A 13,939-nucleotide genomic window follows, 5' to 3' on the forward strand; every position below is an offset into this window, starting at 1 on the left:
CGCGCAGCGGCCGGGGGACACGCAGCAGCAGGTCTGCCCGTTCTCCTGCGCCCAGGCCAACCGACGCTTGAACTTCACAAAGCAATGCGCAAAGAGCCAAAGTATTTCGCCGGACCTGAATCCAAACCGCCCCGCCCGCCGCTCCAAGGAAGCAGCATCCCCCGCTTCCTGGAGCCCACATGTTCGAAATCTTCCGAAACCTCGGCCCGCTGATGATCCCCATCCTGGCGCTGCTGATCCCCATCGTCGCCATCGTGTCGCACTACATCAGCCGCACGAGCACCGAGCGCGAGCGCCACGAGACCATCCGCGAGCTGGCCCGCGCCGGCCAGCCCATCCCGCCCGAACTGCTGGGCGACGTGCAGGACAGCGACTGGCATCGCGCCAGGCGCGACACCGCCAACCCCAACCGCATCCTCATCCCCGCCATCATCAACGTCGCCGTCGGCCTGGGCCTGATGGGCATGTTCTCGGCGATGAGCCCGGGCTCCTGGCTCTGGAGCATCGGCTTGCTGCCGCTGTTCCTCGGGCTGGGGCTGGCGGTGTACTGGTCCGTCGAGCGCAAGCAGCCGCAGCAGCAGCCGTGACGCCTGCCGGCGCAGAGCAGGAGGCCCGACTCGTGGCCCGCGCCGCCGCTGGGGACCGCAGCGCCTTTGCGGCCCTCGTGCAGGCCCACCAGGGCTATCTGCGCAAGCTGCTCGGTCGCGTCTGCCGGGGCGACCAGGCCCGCGCCGACGACCTCGCCCAGGAAGCCTTCGTGCGCGCCTGGCGGGCCCTGCCCAAGTTCCGCGGTGAGGCGCGCTTTCGCACCTGGCTGACACGCCTGGCCTACTCCTCGCTGGCCGCCGAACGCCCCAGCCTGCCCCGGGTAGACGACGCCCCGCCCGAGCTGGGCGCGCACAGCGACTTCGCGCCCGGTGCCGACTGGCGCATCGACCTCGACCGCGCGCTGGCCACCCTCAGCGAACCGCAACGCCACGCGCTGCTGCTGTGCTACGGCGCCGACCTCAGCCACGCCGAAGCCGCCCTGGTGCTGGGCTGGCCGCTCGGCACCGTCAAGACCCAGGTGCTGCGCGCCAAGGCCCGCCTGCGCACCCAACTGCAAGCATGGGAGCCCACGCCATGACAGACCCTCTTCAGGACTCTTTCGACACCGCCCTGCGCCAGCATCTTCATCAAGGCGAGCCCGAGCCCGACGACGCCGGCTTCAGCTTGAACGTGATGGCCGCGCTGCCCGGCCGCGTGGCCCCCAGCGGCCGCCGCTGGGGGCGCCGCATCAAGTTCGCGCAATGGACGGTCTCCACGGTAGCGGCCTGCGGCGCGGCGACGATGTTCTCCACCGGCACCGCCAATCTCGACGCGCCCCACGCGCTGGCGGCCATCGCGCTGCTGGGGTTGCTGATCTTCTGGTCGATTCCGAGCCGGTGGACCCGGGGGTAGACAGGCCCTGGTGGACATCAGTTGTGTAGGGATGTTGCCGGCCGTCCCGGTGCGCTGCACGCGGTAACCGAGCGCGGTGCTACGCGTGCCAAGCTGGCCGCCTATGAGTTCCTGCCCTGCCGCACTCCCCGCCTCTCGCCCGCCCGTGCCCCAACTGGCCGCTGTCGCCGCGCTGGCCCTGCTGTTCTCGCTCGCCGGCTGTGGCGGCGGCGGGAGTTCGGCAACAGCGGGCGGCAGTACGCCCGCCCCCGCACCGGTCGCGCCCGTTGTGCCGCCACCCACGACCGCAGGCACCCGCATCACCTGCAACCTGCCCAACTTCGAAGCCGAGATGCTGACGGCCGTCAACACGCACCGGCGCAGCGGCGCCACCTGCGGCGCGCGGGGCAGCTTCCCGGCGGCACGCGAGCTGGCCTGGAACGCCGCGCTCACGCAGGCCGCCGTGGCGCACAGCGACGACATGGTGGCGAACAACTTCTTCGACCACACCGGCAGCAACGGCAGCACGCTGGGCACCCGCGTGACCGCCGCCGGCTACCTGTGGAGCAGCGTGGGCGAGAACATCGCCGCCGGCCAGGCTGGCGTGGCAGAGGTGGTGGACGGCTGGATGAAGAGCGACGGCCACTGCGCCAACCTGATGAACGCGACGTTCCGCGACATCGGCGTGGCCTGCGTGGCGGGCAATGCCAACACCAGCTACCGGACGTACTGGACGCAGGACTTCGGCACGCCGCGCTAGCGGCTTGTGCGACACCTGAAGGCCACGCGATGACCGACAGCGCCGCTCCACCCAAACTCAAGACCAAACCGGTCACGGCCGACACCTGGGCCGACTTCGACAAACTCTTCTGCGCCCGGGGCGGTCCCAGCTACTGCTGGTGCATGGCTTGGCGGGCCGACCACAAAGACCCCAAGATGGCCACCAAGGCTGGTCGCAAGGCTGGGATGAAGAAGCTCGTCAGGGACGGCGCGCCGGTGGGCCTGCTCGGCTACCTGGACGGCGAGCCCGTGGCCTGGTGCTCCATCGCACCGTTCGACACGCACCTCACAAAGTTGCGCAAGGTGGCCGAGGGGGAGGAGACAGCACGCATCTGGTCCATCACCTGCTTCTTCGTGCGGCGCGACCTGCGCGGCCAGGGGCTGACGAAGCAGCTGCTGGCGGCGGCGGTGAAGCTGGCGAGGAAACACAAGGCCAAGCTGGTGGAGGGGTACGGCGTGAAGCCGGAGTCACCTAGCTATCGGTACATGGGATTTGTGCCGATGTTCAAGGATGCGGGGTTCGAGGAAGTGGGAAGAGAGGGGACGAGGCGGCATGTGATGCGGATGCCGCTGCACAGGGCGAGGCCCGTGCGCGAATAGGATTGGCGCCAACCCAACACGCAGGAGTCCCCATGAAACGAGTGACCGGCATCGGCGGCATCTTCTTCAAAGCCAAGGATCCCAAGGCCTTGAACGATTGGTATCAGTGCCACCTCGGCCTGAACGTCAGCGAATGGGGCGGCGCCACCTTCCAGTGGGCCGATGACAACCCGACCGGCGCCGGCATGACGCTGTGGACGCCGTTCAAGGCGGATACCGACTACTTCGCGCCGAGCACCGCACCCTTCATGATCAATTTCCGCGTCGCGGACCTGCATGCGCTGCTGGCGGCGCTGCGGGCCGAGGGCTGCAATGTGCAGGACAAAGTCGACGAGTCCGAGTACGGCAAGTTCGGCTGGGTGGTGGACCCGGAGGGAAACAAGGTGGAGCTGTGGGAGCCGCCGGCTGGGCAGTGAGCCGACTGAATCAGGTCGCGTCCTTGAACTTGTTCCGCTGCGACAGGCAATAGGCCACCGGCACCGCGACCCCCGCCAACACCGCAGCAGACCCGACCGCGACCGCCACCGGGATGGGGGCGAACGCCCACAAGGCGACATAGACAAGCCCGCTGATGGTGATGGACCAGCCGCCGAGCCGGTTGACCTTGCGGGCCAGTTCATGCGGGAAAAAGCGCTTGGGCATTCGGTTGCCGTACCAGGCAATCATCAGCCCGTTCATGGCGATGACCACCCGCGTGACGGTGTCGCCGTCCACATAGCCCAGCTTGCGCGCCTGGGTCATGCAAAGCGCCAGGGCGATCAGCCCACCGGCCCACGCCAGACCTTCAATCAGATCCTTTTTCATCTTGCAATCTCCTTTTTGCGCGCCGGCGCCTGGGCGCCCACGCCGAATGAATGGACGAAGCCCAGCAGCGCTTCTTCGAGCACCGAGAGCTTCAGGTGATAGATGACGGACTTGCCCTCTTTCTCGGTGTGCACGAGGTCGGCCTCCTTCAGCACCGCGAAGTGGGCGGACATCGTCGGCTTGGAGACGTTGAACTGATCGCTCAGTTCGCCCGCGCTCAGCGGCCCATCGCGCAGGAGCTGCAGCACCTGGCGGCGGGTGGGGTCGGAAAGGGCTTTGAAGACCTGGCTCATGACTCGATGATTAGCTAATCATCGAAATGTGTCAAGGCACAAATCCTGATGAGGTCGTGCTTGAGCAAGTCGCGTTGGCGGCGCAGGTCGCACCACCGATGGGTGCATACCGCCCCAAGCTGATGCAGGACGGCCTCCAGCGCTGCGGCTGACAAGGGCGCACAGCAGGCGCGCAAACGGGCGGTGCCCCGCGCGCCAGAGGAAGCCTGCGAGGCTGACGCCCGGATGGCGCCCGGATGCAGCAACTGGCACGCCTGATGCTTGCGTACCAGACGGTATACCAGAACGTACACGCAGTGCGGTCGGCAGGTCGACCCGCGCCGTACCGGCACGTTCCCATCCAACCCAGGAGTTGAAGATGCCTCATTCGTCGTTGATCAAACCCCAGCGCCGCACGCTGCTCGGCGCAGCCGCCGCCATCGCCACCCTGGGCGCACCGGCCGTGCTGCGCGCCCAGACGCCCAAGATCCGCATCGGCTACTGGCCGGTGGCGGCGGGCCTGCCCTTCTACGCGGCCGTGGAGAAGGGCTACTTCAAGGAGGCTGGCCTGGACGTGGAGGCGCTGAAGTTCGCCGGTGCGCAGCAGGTGATGGAGGCCATGCTGGCCGGCCGTTGCGACGGCAGCTCCAACGGCACGGGCTCGGGCAACCTGGGCGTGGGCGAGATCGCGTCGCCGGGGCTGTTCAAGATCATCGCCACCAACCCGAGCAACCAGAAGTACGTGCTCGACCAGTTCCTCGTGCCCAAGGACAGCCCCGTCAAGACACTGGCCGAGCTGAAGGGCAAGCGCGTGGCCAGCGGCCCCGGCATCCAGAACAAGGTGCTGGCGATGGCCGTGCTGGAGCGCGCGGGGGCGCCCGGCACGAGCGTGACGGAGCTGCCCATCGGCCAGCATGTGGCCGCGCTCGCCGCCGGCCAGGTGGACGCCGTCTACACGCTGGAGCCTACCGGCACCGTGGGCCGGCTCAACGGCACGACGCGCGTGCTGGAGGCCGGCGTCATCGCCAAGTACATCCTGGGCGACCCGCTGGCGCCCTGGCATGGCGGCTCGGCCACGCTGACGACCGAGTTCATCAAGAAGCACCCGGCCGAGACCAAGAAATACATCGCCGCCTACGCCCGCGGCATCGACCTCGTGCGCAAGGACCCGGCCCAGGCGCGCGCCTTTCTGAAGGGCTACACGGCCATCGAAGGCCCGCTCACCGGTGAGGTGCCGCTGGCCTCCTACATGCTCTACAACGAGTTCACGCCCAGCGACGTGGCGCACTTCCAGAAGTTCTTCGACCTCTTCACCGAGAAGGGCGTGTTCGAGAAGAAGCTGGACGTGGCCTCCCTGCTCTACAAGTCTTGAGGGGCTGAACACCATGGAAACCTCCCCTGTTGCCTCACCGCCGTGGCAGGCCGCCCAGCAGGGCCAGCCCGCCGTGCGCCTGCCGCGCTTCAACGTCGCCAAGCTGCTGCCCTTCATCGGCCCGCTGATCCTCTTCATCATCTGGGACCTGGTGGTGCGCTTCGGCCTCATCCGTCCCATCCTGCTGCCGCCACCGCTAGCGACCTTGCAAACGCTGGTAGTCGGCCTGGCCGGTGGGCCGCTGCTGCTGGACTTTGCCGTCACCGTGTGGCGCACGGTGCAGGCCTTTTTGATCGCCGCCGTCGTTGGTGTGCCGCTGGGCGTGCTGCTGGGCAGCAACGAGCGCGCCTACCGCAGCGTCGAGTTCCTGATCGACTTCTTCCGCTCGACGCCGTCGTCCGCGCTGATCCCGCTGTTCCTGCTGATCTTCGGCGTGTCGGACATCAACAAGATCGCCATCGCCGCCTTCGGCGCGCTGCTGATCGTCGTGTTCAACAGCGCCTACGGCGTCATCAACGCGCGCAAGCAGCGGGTCATGGCGGCCAAGGTGATGGGCGCGTCGCGCTGGCAGATCTTCAAGGACGTGCTGGTGTGGGAGAGCCTGCAGCCCAGTTTCGTGGGCCTGCGCTCTGCCGTGTCGATGGCGCTGGTCATCGTCGTCGTGGCCGAGATGTTCATCGGCTCGGACAACGGCCTGGGCCACCGCATCATCGACGCGCAGCAGGTGCTGAACGTGAAGACCATGTACGCCGCCATCCTGGCCGCGGGCATCCTGGGCTATGTGCTCAACATCCTGTTCCTGGTGCTGGAACGCAAGATCGTCCATTGGAGTGGGAGGTAATCATGAACGCAGTCCTGAACGCGCCCGTCGTCGCCGACGTGCCGGTGCGCCCCTTCCAGCCCGGCCCCGCCGGCACCCACATCACCATCCGCGGGCTGACGAAATACTTCGCCGGCTGGCCGCTGTATGAGGACTTCAACCTCGACATCCCGAAGCACAAGATCGTCTCCGTCTTCGGCCCCAACGGCTGCGGCAAGAGCACGCTGATCAACATGATCGCGGGGCTCATCCCCATCGACTCGGGCCAGATCCTGTTCGACGGCAAGGGCCTGAAGGACACCAAGATCGGCTACGTCTTCCAGAACTATCGCGAGGCGATGTTCCCGTGGATGCGCACCATCGACAACATCGCCTACCCGCTGAAGATGGAAGGCCGCAGCAAGGCCGAGGTGGACCGCCGCATGGCCGAGCTGGTGGAGAGCTTCGACGTGAAGTTCGACCTGAAGCGCTACCCGTATGAACTCTCCGGCGGCCAGCAGCAGACGGCCTCCATCATGCGGGCGCTGGCGCCCGGCCCCGAGGTGCTGTTCCTGGATGAACCCTTCTCCGCGCTGGACTTCGAGATGACGCTGTTCATCCGCGAGAAGCTGCAGGAGGTCTTCATGCAGACGGGCACGACCATGATGCTGGTGTCGCACGACCTGGAGGAGGCCGTGTATCTGGCCGACGAGGTGCTGCTGCTGACCAAGCGGCCCACCCGGGTCGCCGAGATCCTGAAGTACGAGGACCCGCGGCCGCGCACGGTGGCCACGCTGTCCGAGCCCAGCTTCATCGCGGCCAAGAAGCTGAGCCTGGAGATCTTCCAGCGCGAGGTGCGGCGTTGACGATGCGCCCACCGATCTGCTGATGGCAGCGCCGGCTCGCTAACATCGGCGCCATGCGGCCTCCCCTCGATCCTTCTGCCAACAGCCGCCTCAATCTGGGCGAACAGGTCTACGCCCGGCTCAAGGCCGAGCTGAACGATTTCCAGCTGGTGCCGGGCGACCGCTTCTCGGAGGCCGAGCTGAGCCAGCGCCTGGGCGTCAGCCGCACGCCGGTGCGCGAGGCGCTGTTCAAGCTGCGCAACGAGGGCTTTCTCGACGTGGAGGCCAAGTCGGGCTGGTCCGTGCGGCCCATCGATTTCGGCCGGCTGGAGCAGCTCTACGACCTGCGCGTCATCCTGGAGCTTGCCGCCGTGTCACGGCTATGCGCCCACACCGGCACGCCGCCGCCGGAGCTGGAGTCGCTGAAGGCCATCTGGCTGGTGCCGGCCGCCGAGCGCCTGAGCGATGCGCGCACAGTGGGCCAGCTCGACGAAGCCTTCCACGCCACGCTGGTGCGCGCCGCCGGCAATGCCGAGATGGCGCGCGTGCACTGGGACGTGACCGAGCAGATCCGCATCATTCGCCACCTGGACTTCACACGCGGCCACCGCATCGAGGCCACCTATGTGGAGCACGCCAAGATCCTGCGCGCGGTGATGCAGCGCAAGGTCGAGCAGGCCCAGCTGCTGCTGCGCAGCCATGTCGAGCAGAGCAAGGCCGAGGTACGCAAGATCACGCTGGCGACGCTGCATGAGGCGCGGGAGCGGTCGAAGAACGCCTAGCTCGGGATGCTGGCCGGGCGACTAGCGCGACCCGGGCCAGACCGGGTACTTGCCCGGGTCGGCAGGCCGCGCACGACGCTGGAAGAACTCGGTCTGCTGCTTTTGGTACCGCTTCGCGACCTCGGGCGCCAGCCAGCGATTCACCGCGTTGCGATAGTCCGGCCGGCTTGACGCCTTGGCGATGGCGGCGTCGATCGCGATGATGGCCTTGCGGCCCCATTCGGTGTGCGGGCAGGCGACGCCCACCTGGATGGGCGCGGTGCCGGCCAGCGGCAGCGCCTGGAGCGGCACGCCCTGTTTCACACCGGGGTTGCGCGACTGCAGCAAGGTCAGAACGAAGTCGTATTCGATGAGGTAGTCCGCGCGGCCGAGTCGCAGCATCTTGATCAGGTTGATGCCGCCCTCGGTGGCCAGCACCGCGCGTATGCCGGAGTCGGCGCTGCGCCGGTTCAGCAGTGCGTCGAGCGTTGCCGAATAGCTGCGCTGGGGTATCACCAAGCCACGCAGGTCGGGGCGGTCGAACAGGACGGCCGGCAGAACCTCACCCTGCTCGTTACGCGGCAGCCGCTCGACGGTGTCGGCGCGGGCGAGCAGTTGCAACGGCGGCAGCAGATAGGCCAGCGTGAAGTAGGCAATGCGCTCGCGCTCGGGCGTATGCAGCGCCGAGCCGAAGCAAGCCTGAGCGCCCTCGCTGAGCATCAGCATCGCCCGTGCGGTGTTGGCCACCGTCACCTTGTGCTCCCAATCAGGCATTTCTTCAAAGACGAGCTTGAGGGCCGTGTCGTTGATGCCGTCAGTGAGCCTGCCGTTGACGGGCATGGAGCCGGGGGGCAGATCGAGCACGACCCAGGTCAGGACCGGCTTGCCAGCGGCTTGGGCACCGCACGCCGCCAGCGCCAGCGGCAGGGCCACGAGGCCTTGAAACAAAGACCGACCCAGGAACGATAGAGGCCTGTTCATGGCGCAAGCCTACGCCGTCTGCTTCAGCGGTCTGCGGCGTCTGTCGCCATCCCGAGGCTGAGCCGCAGCTTCTTCGACAGTTTGCCCGCCACCAGCTCATGCGAGCGTTTGACCAATGCCTTCAGCTCTGACAGCGGCAGCGCCTTCGCATCCGACACCGCCACCCAGTGATACCGCGCTGCATACGGCGCCGGCTTGAAGCCGGGCAGGCCGGTCAGTTCCAGGAAGCGATGCTCGTCGACCTTGAAGCTGCAATGCGTCCACTGGCCCGGATGCGGCCCGCCGACGAAGAACATCTTGCCGCCGACGCTGGCGACCCAGTCGGCGCCCCACTTGATGTCCTGCGTGGCGCCGGGCAGGTCCATGGCGAACTTGGCGAGGGCTGAAAAACTCATGGTGCGGCAAGTAGGCAGGGTGACGGCGCATTCTGCCCACGCTGGCCCCGCCCCGGGGTCGTGAATTCCTCCCGCAGCACCGGTCACTTGCTGGCAGTCACCCGGCGCCTGGTCACGGCCGTGGCCACAATCCTTGCATGTCTCCTCGTGACCTCACCGCGCCGGCACTCAGCCCCTTGCAGCAAGGCCTGGCCCTGTTCCACGCCACGCCGCCGGACTACCGGCGTGCCGTCGGCTGCTTTCGCGCCGCCGCAGCTGAGAGCAGCGACCGAGACGGCCTGGCCATGCTCGGCCTGTGCCAGCTCGAAGGCCTGGGGTTGCCCGCCGACGCGGTGCAGGCCCGGGCACTGCTGGAGCAGGCGGCGGCACGCGGCAGCGTCATCGGCCGCTACCAGCTCGGGCGGGTGCTGATGACCGGCCGCGGCGGGCCCAGCGACGAGTCGCGCGGCCTGTCGGCCTATATCGCGGCGGCGGCCAAGAACCATGCCGAGGCCAGCTTCAACCTCGCCAACTGCCTTTACGCCGGTGTGGGCTGCCTGCCCGATCGCCTGGCGGCCAAGGCGCTCTACCTGCGCGCCCGCTCTCTGGGCTGCACGCTGCGGCCCCGGGCCGTGCGGGTGCAACAGCGCGAGCTGAAGGCGGTGCGCGCGCTGGCGCTGCGCTTCGCCGACCCGCACCGGATGATCTTCCTGCTCCAGGAGCGCCAGCAGGAACTGTCGCTGGCGCTGGCCATCACGGAGCCGCAGCAGGGGCCGGGACGCAAGGAGGCCGCAAGGCACCCGCCCTGGCGCCTGGCCGCTGGCGTCGTGGCGGCCATGGCCGGCACGCTGGGCCAGTACCTGCGGCCGACTCCACGCGACGCCGGCCCGACCACCCTCACTTTCTGAAGCCTTCCGGCGCGGACCGGCTGGGTACGATCACCGCATGCCCCCGCGCCCCATCCGCCTGCCGTCGCTCGACGCCCTGCTCGCCTTCGAGGCGGTGGCCCGCACCGGCAGCTTCGAGACCGCCGCCGCCGAACTGGCCCTGAGCGCCAGCGCCGTCGCCAAGCGCGTGGCCGGGCTGGAGGAGCGGCTGGACCAGCCCCTCTTCCTGCGCCAGCCGTCCAGGGGCCTGAGCCTCACGGCGGCGGGCCACGAATACCTGCCTCAGGTGCGCCAGGCGCTGGCGCTGCTGCAGGCCATGCCGATGCACCAGCGCGCCAGCCCGCAGCGGGAGCGCCTGCGCGTCAGCTCCACGCCCACCTTCGCCCGCCAGCTCATCGTGCCCGCCCTGCCCGGCTTCGCGGCCGCCCACCCGCACATCGAGCTGGAGCTGACGCTGTCGGTCCCGCTGCTGGCCGAGGGCGACGCGGGTGCGGACGTGGAGATCCGCCACGGCGCCGTGCCGGATGACATTGCCGTCGACCAGGTGCTGCTGCACGACCGCCTCACCCCGCTGGTCGCGCCGGCCCTGCTGGCCGGCCACGGGCCGCTGGCAACGCCCGCCGACCTGCTGGCCCTGCCGTTGCTGCGCACGCCGCTGCAGCCCTGGGCGCCCTGGCTGCGCGCCGCCGGCTTGGGGCAAGCGCCCGAGCCCGACGAAGGCCCGCGCCTGGTGGACCTGGGCCTGGTGCTGGCCGCCGCCCTGGCCGGCCAGGGCGTTGCGCTGGCGCGGCTGAGCCTGGCCCGCCACGAGCTGGCCGAGGGCCGGCTGGTGCAGCCCTTTGCGCTGACAGTGCCGGCCGAGCGGCACTACGGCCTGCTCATCCACCGCCCGAGTCCGGCGGCCGAGGCCTTCGCGGGCTGGCTGCGGGCGCACTGCCAGGCGCTGGGCACGGAAAACTCTTCCGCCGCCGGCTGAGGTTTTTTCCGGCCCGGGCCGTGCGACCCGGCCTAGCATCGCGGCCATCTCCAGACTCGCCAACCTGCCCGCCGCCATGCCCGTCATCACCTGCATCGAAGACCTGCGCCAACTCGCCGAGAAACGCGTGCCGCGCATGTTCTACGACTACGCCGACTCCGGCTCCTGGACGGAAACCACCTACCGCGCCAACGAGAGCGACTTCAAGGCCATCAAGCTGCGCCAGCGCGTGGCCGTGAACATGGAAGGCCGCAGCACGGCCGTGACGATGGTGGGCCAGCAGGCCAAGATGCCCGTGGCCATCGCGCCCGTGGGCCTGACCGGCATGCAGCACGCCGATGGCGAGATCCACGCGGCGCGCGCGGCCGAGAAGTTCGGCATCCCGTTCACGCTGTCGACGATGAGCATCTGCTCCATCGAGGACATCGCCGAGCACACCTCGTCGCCGTTCTGGTTCCAGCTCTACATGATGCGCGACCGCGAGGCCATGGCCCGCATGATCAACCGCTGCAAGGCCGCGCACTGCTCGGCCTTGGTCCTGACGCTGGACCTGCAAGTCATCGGACAGCGCCACAAGGACCTGAAGAACGGCCTCACCGCGCCGCCACGGCCCACGCTGGGCAACCTCATCAACCTGGCCACCAAGCCGCGCTGGTGCCTGGGCATGCTGGGCACCAAGCGCCACACCTTCCGCAACCTCGTGGGCCATGTGAAGGGCGTCAGCGACATGCGCTCGCTGTCGGCCTGGACGAACGAGCAGTTCGACCCGCGCCTGTCCTGGGCCGACGTTGCCTGGGTCAAGGAGAAGTGGGGCGGCAAGCTGATCCTGAAGGGCATCATGGACGTGGAAGACGCGAAGCTCGCCGTGCAGGCCGGGGCCGACGCCATCGTCGTCAGCAACCACGGCGGCCGCCAGCTGGACGGCGCGCCGAGCAGCATCCACGCGCTGCCGGCCATCGTCGCCGAGGTGGGTTCGCAGACAGAGGTGTGGATGGACGGCGGCATCCGCTCCGGCCAGGACGTGCTGAAGGCCTGGGCGCTGGGCGCACGCGGCACCATGATCGGTCGCGCCATGGCCTACGGCCTGGGCGCCATGGGCGAGGAAGGGGTCGCGAAGGCGCTGGCCATTCTGCACAAGGAGCTGGACGTAACGATGGCCTTCTGCGGCCACCGGGAGCTGGCCAACGTGACGCGCGACATCCTCGTGCCGGGGACCTACCCGACGGCGTGACCGCTCAACGCCCCGGCTCGCGCACACAGGCGCCGTGCAGCAGGTAGGTGCGGCCGGCGCGACGCTTTTGCGTCCGCCAGCGCTCGAACAGCGCCCGGAGTTCCTCGTTGAACTGGTGCGCTTCCGCGGCCGACAGGCGCAGCCGCAGCCACAAGTCGGTCGCATCGGTGCGCGGCTGCGCGGTCACGAGCCGCAAGCGGGGGCCCTCGTCCTCCTCGCACAGCAGCACGCCCTCTGGTCCGCCGGCCTGCGCGAGCGCGGCGCGCAGCTCGCGCGCCATGCGCTCGCCCGGCAGGTCCGTACACCAGCGTGACGGGATGAAGTAGCTGAGCGCCGTGGCACGGTACAGCGGTGACGGACGGCCCGCGCGCGGCGCATGGCCGGTCACCGCCACGAGCCCGCGTTCGCGCAGGCGCTTCAGGTGATGGCTGAGCAGGCTGTACGACAGGCCGGTCACACGGACGAGTTCAGCCATCGCGCACTGCCGCGCAATGAGCGTGGCCATGAGCTGCTGCGCCCCTGGGCGGCTCAGCAAAGCCGCGGCGGCGGCGTCGTCGATGTCGATGCGTTCATGCATGCCGGTCTCCGGTCCAATCCGTACGTAAAGCAGCTTTCTACTTCAATTGCCAGCCTGCTTATTGAAGTTGGCTTGCGTCAGAGTGCTGCACATGAACTTCCATACCGCCCCCATCCCCCGGCCCCGCCTGTCCTGGCTGGCCGGCCTTGTCACCACCCTGGCGGCGCTGGCCGCGCAGGCAGAGCCCGCGTCGCAGCCCGACGCCTGCCTGCAAGCGCGACTGGCCACGCAGCCCGGGTTCTCCGGCGTCGCGCTGCTGCGCCAGGCAGGCCGTACCTGGGTGGCCACCCAGGGTCATGCCGACGCAGCGGGCACCCAGCCCCTGGAGGCGGACAGCCGGTTCAACCTCGGTTCGGCCAGCAAGATGTTCACTGCCGTGGCGGTGGCGCAGCTGGTGGAGCGCCAACGCCTGGCCTTGGACGCGCCCATCGGCCGCTGGGTCGATGGACTCACGCCGGAAGTCGCCGCAGTGACGCTTCGCCAGTTGCTCACGCACAGCGGCGGCCTGGGCAACTTCTTCACGCCGGATCACCTGCAAGCCATGCAGGACGCCCGAACACTCGATGACCTGCGCCCGCTGGCGCAGGACGAACGGCCGGCATTCCCGCCCGGCTCGCGCTTCGACTACTCCAACAACGGTTTCCTGCTGCTCGGCATCGCGGTGGAACGCGCCTCCGGCCAAGCCCTCGGCGACTACCTGCAGCAGCACGTCTTCACACCTGCCGGCATGGACTCGACGTCACTGCTCGCCGAGCTGCCGCGCCGGGCGGCTCAGGGCTTCACGCGCATGCCGGTACTGGGCGTCGCGCCGCCACCGCGAGCACGCGTCGATGCGCCGCCGCCTGGCGGCAATCCGCCCCCACCCAGCGGCCCGCTGCGGCCGTCTGCCGAGGCTCAGCTGCGGGGCTCATCAGCCGGGGGCGCCTTCAGCACGGCGCGCGACCTGCTGCGCTTCTTCGACGCGTTGCGCGACGCGCGCCTTGTCAGCGCGCAAACACTGCACGAGCTGACGAGGCCGCAGATCGAAGCGCGCCCCGGGCAGCACTACGGCCTCGGCTTCGGCGTCGTGCGCTGGGAACAGCACGAAGGCTTTGGCCACAACGGCGGTGCGCCTGGGCTCAACGCCGAGGCGATGGTCTTCCCTGCGGCCGACGTCACGATCGTCGTGCTGGCGAATGGCGATCCTCCCGCGGCCAGCCAGCAGCTGGCGAGCCTGCGGCGTGAGGCGCTGAGCGGGTCCCTGTGCCGTGCACCCGGCTGA

At 68.9% G+C, this 13,939-nt stretch carries 19 protein-coding genes; 14 read left to right on the forward strand and 5 right to left on the reverse strand.

Translation table 11 applies throughout. From position 1 onward, the window contains the following. Nucleotides 1–179 precede the first annotated feature (179 nt). The 6 genes from ACXRVZ_RS00005 to ACXRVZ_RS00030 all read left to right on the forward strand — a co-directional run bounded on the left by ACXRVZ_RS00005 (nucleotide 180) and on the right by ACXRVZ_RS00030 (nucleotide 3,215). The gene (locus ACXRVZ_RS00005) at nucleotides 180–587 is read left to right on the forward strand and encodes a DUF6249 domain-containing protein (RefSeq protein ID WP_457421701.1); all 408 of its coding nucleotides are present in this window, start codon (nucleotides 180–182) and stop codon (nucleotides 585–587) included. Then, a complete protein-coding gene (locus ACXRVZ_RS00010; protein WP_457421699.1) occupies nucleotides 584–1,126 on the forward strand; it encodes an RNA polymerase sigma factor in 543 nt (180 codons plus the stop codon). Before ACXRVZ_RS00005 ends, ACXRVZ_RS00010 begins: the two co-directional genes overlap by 4 nt. Next, nucleotides 1,123–1,440: a hypothetical protein gene (locus tag ACXRVZ_RS00015; RefSeq protein WP_458232142.1), complete on the forward strand. Its 318-nt coding sequence runs from the start codon at nucleotides 1,123–1,125 to the stop codon at nucleotides 1,438–1,440. Before ACXRVZ_RS00010 ends, ACXRVZ_RS00015 begins: the two co-directional genes overlap by 4 nt. A 145-nt stretch (nucleotides 1,441–1,585) precedes the next feature. Further along, entirely contained in the window at nucleotides 1,586–2,179 is a 594-nt protein-coding gene (locus ACXRVZ_RS00020; protein ID WP_457421695.1) for a CAP domain-containing protein, read from the forward strand. A 29-nt stretch (nucleotides 2,180–2,208) separates the two neighbouring features. Further along, the gene (locus ACXRVZ_RS00025; protein ID WP_457421693.1) at nucleotides 2,209–2,799 is read left to right on the forward strand and encodes a GNAT family N-acetyltransferase; all 591 of its coding nucleotides are present in this window, start codon (nucleotides 2,209–2,211) and stop codon (nucleotides 2,797–2,799) included. Nucleotides 2,800–2,831: 32 nt separating this feature from the next. Continuing rightward, nucleotides 2,832–3,215, forward strand: coding sequence for a VOC family protein (locus ACXRVZ_RS00030; protein WP_457421691.1), 384 nt, complete (start codon nucleotides 2,832–2,834; stop codon nucleotides 3,213–3,215). Nucleotides 3,216–3,225: 10 nt separating this feature from the next. On the opposite strand, the gene ACXRVZ_RS00035 is transcribed toward ACXRVZ_RS00030, so the two are convergent. Together ACXRVZ_RS00035 and ACXRVZ_RS00040 are read right to left on the reverse strand one after the other, a co-directional pair. Beyond that, nucleotides 3,226–3,603, reverse strand: coding sequence for a hypothetical protein (locus tag ACXRVZ_RS00035; RefSeq protein ID WP_457421690.1), 378 nt, complete (start codon nucleotides 3,601–3,603; stop codon nucleotides 3,226–3,228). Next, nucleotides 3,600–3,896 carry an autorepressor SdpR family transcription factor gene (locus tag ACXRVZ_RS00040; protein ID WP_457421688.1) on the reverse strand — a complete coding sequence of 99 codons (297 nt, stop codon included), beginning with the start codon at nucleotides 3,894–3,896 and terminating at the stop codon, nucleotides 3,600–3,602. Before ACXRVZ_RS00040 ends, ACXRVZ_RS00035 begins: the two co-directional genes overlap by 4 nt. A 358-nt stretch (nucleotides 3,897–4,254) precedes the next feature. On the opposite strand from ACXRVZ_RS00040, the gene ACXRVZ_RS00045 reads away from it, so the two are divergent. Genes ACXRVZ_RS00045 through ACXRVZ_RS00060 form a run of 4 tightly spaced genes read left to right on the forward strand, consistent with a single transcriptional unit; the run spans nucleotide 4,255 to nucleotide 7,673 of the window. Next, nucleotides 4,255–5,247 (forward strand): ABC transporter substrate-binding protein, encoded by a 993-nt coding sequence (locus ACXRVZ_RS00045; protein WP_457421686.1) that lies wholly within the window; start codon nucleotides 4,255–4,257, stop codon nucleotides 5,245–5,247. A gap of 13 nt (nucleotides 5,248–5,260) precedes the next feature. Further along, the gene (locus ACXRVZ_RS00050) at nucleotides 5,261–6,088 is read left to right on the forward strand and encodes an ABC transporter permease (RefSeq protein WP_457421684.1); all 828 of its coding nucleotides are present in this window, start codon (nucleotides 5,261–5,263) and stop codon (nucleotides 6,086–6,088) included. Nucleotides 6,089–6,090: 2 nt separating this feature from the next. Further along, nucleotides 6,091–6,912 (forward strand): ABC transporter ATP-binding protein, encoded by an 822-nt coding sequence (locus tag ACXRVZ_RS00055; RefSeq protein ID WP_457421682.1) that lies wholly within the window; start codon nucleotides 6,091–6,093, stop codon nucleotides 6,910–6,912. Nucleotides 6,913–6,965: 53 nt separating this feature from the next. After that, nucleotides 6,966–7,673, forward strand: coding sequence for a GntR family transcriptional regulator (locus ACXRVZ_RS00060; RefSeq protein WP_457421680.1), 708 nt, complete (start codon nucleotides 6,966–6,968; stop codon nucleotides 7,671–7,673). A 21-nt stretch (nucleotides 7,674–7,694) separates the two neighbouring features. Here ACXRVZ_RS00060 and ACXRVZ_RS00065 read toward each other — a convergent pair whose 3' ends face one another. Both ACXRVZ_RS00065 and ACXRVZ_RS00070 read right to left on the reverse strand, forming a co-directional pair. Beyond that, entirely contained in the window at nucleotides 7,695–8,600 is a 906-nt protein-coding gene (locus ACXRVZ_RS00065; RefSeq protein ID WP_457421678.1) for a TIGR02285 family protein, read from the reverse strand. A 56-nt stretch (nucleotides 8,601–8,656) separates the two neighbouring features. Next, nucleotides 8,657–9,028, reverse strand: coding sequence for an MmcQ/YjbR family DNA-binding protein (locus ACXRVZ_RS00070; protein WP_457421676.1), 372 nt, complete (start codon nucleotides 9,026–9,028; stop codon nucleotides 8,657–8,659). 137 nt (nucleotides 9,029–9,165) lie between these two features. On the opposite strand from ACXRVZ_RS00070, the gene ACXRVZ_RS00075 reads away from it, so the two are divergent. The 3 genes from ACXRVZ_RS00075 (at nucleotide 9,166) to ACXRVZ_RS00085 (ending at nucleotide 12,101) form a co-directional block, all read left to right on the forward strand. Then, nucleotides 9,166–9,915 carry a tetratricopeptide repeat protein gene (locus ACXRVZ_RS00075; protein WP_457421674.1) on the forward strand — a complete coding sequence of 250 codons (750 nt, stop codon included), beginning with the start codon at nucleotides 9,166–9,168 and terminating at the stop codon, nucleotides 9,913–9,915. A gap of 37 nt (nucleotides 9,916–9,952) precedes the next feature. Further along, nucleotides 9,953–10,870 (forward strand): LysR substrate-binding domain-containing protein, encoded by a 918-nt coding sequence (locus ACXRVZ_RS00080; RefSeq protein WP_457421672.1) that lies wholly within the window; start codon nucleotides 9,953–9,955, stop codon nucleotides 10,868–10,870. 76 nt (nucleotides 10,871–10,946) lie between these two features. Then, on the forward strand, nucleotides 10,947–12,101 hold the full coding sequence (locus ACXRVZ_RS00085) for an alpha-hydroxy acid oxidase (RefSeq protein ID WP_457421670.1): 1,155 nt from the start codon (nucleotides 10,947–10,949) through the stop codon (nucleotides 12,099–12,101). 4 nt (nucleotides 12,102–12,105) lie between these two features. On the opposite strand, the gene ACXRVZ_RS00090 is transcribed toward ACXRVZ_RS00085, so the two are convergent. Next, on the reverse strand, nucleotides 12,106–12,678 hold the full coding sequence (locus ACXRVZ_RS00090; RefSeq protein ID WP_457421668.1) for an ArsR family transcriptional regulator: 573 nt from the start codon (nucleotides 12,676–12,678) through the stop codon (nucleotides 12,106–12,108). A 91-nt stretch (nucleotides 12,679–12,769) separates the two neighbouring features. On the opposite strand from ACXRVZ_RS00090, the gene ACXRVZ_RS00095 reads away from it, so the two are divergent. After that, nucleotides 12,770–13,939: a serine hydrolase domain-containing protein gene (locus ACXRVZ_RS00095; RefSeq protein WP_457421666.1), complete on the forward strand. Its 1,170-nt coding sequence runs from the start codon at nucleotides 12,770–12,772 to the stop codon at nucleotides 13,937–13,939.

The sequence above is a fragment of the Roseateles sp. P5_E8 genome, assembly GCF_054177665.1.

What these genes read in the sequence shown, in the direction of transcription:
- ACXRVZ_RS00080 (WP_457421672.1), top strand. Translation starts at nt 9,953, where the DNA reads ATGCCCCCGCGCCCCATCCGCCTGCCGTCGCTCGACGCCCTGCTCGCC.
- ACXRVZ_RS00005 (WP_457421701.1), top strand. Translation starts at nt 180, where the DNA reads ATGTTCGAAATCTTCCGAAACCTCGGCCCGCTGATGATCCCCATCCTG.
- ACXRVZ_RS00090 (WP_457421668.1), bottom strand. Translation starts at nt 12,678, where the DNA reads ATGCATGAACGCATCGACATCGACGACGCCGCCGCCGCGGCTTTGCTG.
- ACXRVZ_RS00060 (WP_457421680.1), top strand. Translation starts at nt 6,966, where the DNA reads ATGCGGCCTCCCCTCGATCCTTCTGCCAACAGCCGCCTCAATCTGGGC.
- ACXRVZ_RS00015 (WP_458232142.1), top strand. Translation starts at nt 1,123, where the DNA reads ATGACAGACCCTCTTCAGGACTCTTTCGACACCGCCCTGCGCCAGCAT.
- ACXRVZ_RS00040 (WP_457421688.1), bottom strand. Translation starts at nt 3,896, where the DNA reads ATGAGCCAGGTCTTCAAAGCCCTTTCCGACCCCACCCGCCGCCAGGTG.
- ACXRVZ_RS00095 (WP_457421666.1), top strand. Translation starts at nt 12,770, where the DNA reads ATGAACTTCCATACCGCCCCCATCCCCCGGCCCCGCCTGTCCTGGCTG.
- ACXRVZ_RS00085 (WP_457421670.1), top strand. Translation starts at nt 10,947, where the DNA reads ATGCCCGTCATCACCTGCATCGAAGACCTGCGCCAACTCGCCGAGAAA.
- ACXRVZ_RS00055 (WP_457421682.1), top strand. Translation starts at nt 6,091, where the DNA reads ATGAACGCAGTCCTGAACGCGCCCGTCGTCGCCGACGTGCCGGTGCGC.
- ACXRVZ_RS00025 (WP_457421693.1), top strand. Translation starts at nt 2,209, where the DNA reads ATGACCGACAGCGCCGCTCCACCCAAACTCAAGACCAAACCGGTCACG.
- ACXRVZ_RS00030 (WP_457421691.1), top strand. Translation starts at nt 2,832, where the DNA reads ATGAAACGAGTGACCGGCATCGGCGGCATCTTCTTCAAAGCCAAGGAT.
- ACXRVZ_RS00075 (WP_457421674.1), top strand. Translation starts at nt 9,166, where the DNA reads ATGTCTCCTCGTGACCTCACCGCGCCGGCACTCAGCCCCTTGCAGCAA.
- ACXRVZ_RS00045 (WP_457421686.1), top strand. Translation starts at nt 4,255, where the DNA reads ATGCCTCATTCGTCGTTGATCAAACCCCAGCGCCGCACGCTGCTCGGC.
- ACXRVZ_RS00035 (WP_457421690.1), bottom strand. Translation starts at nt 3,603, where the DNA reads ATGAAAAAGGATCTGATTGAAGGTCTGGCGTGGGCCGGTGGGCTGATC.
- ACXRVZ_RS00070 (WP_457421676.1), bottom strand. Translation starts at nt 9,028, where the DNA reads ATGAGTTTTTCAGCCCTCGCCAAGTTCGCCATGGACCTGCCCGGCGCC.
- ACXRVZ_RS00050 (WP_457421684.1), top strand. Translation starts at nt 5,261, where the DNA reads ATGGAAACCTCCCCTGTTGCCTCACCGCCGTGGCAGGCCGCCCAGCAG.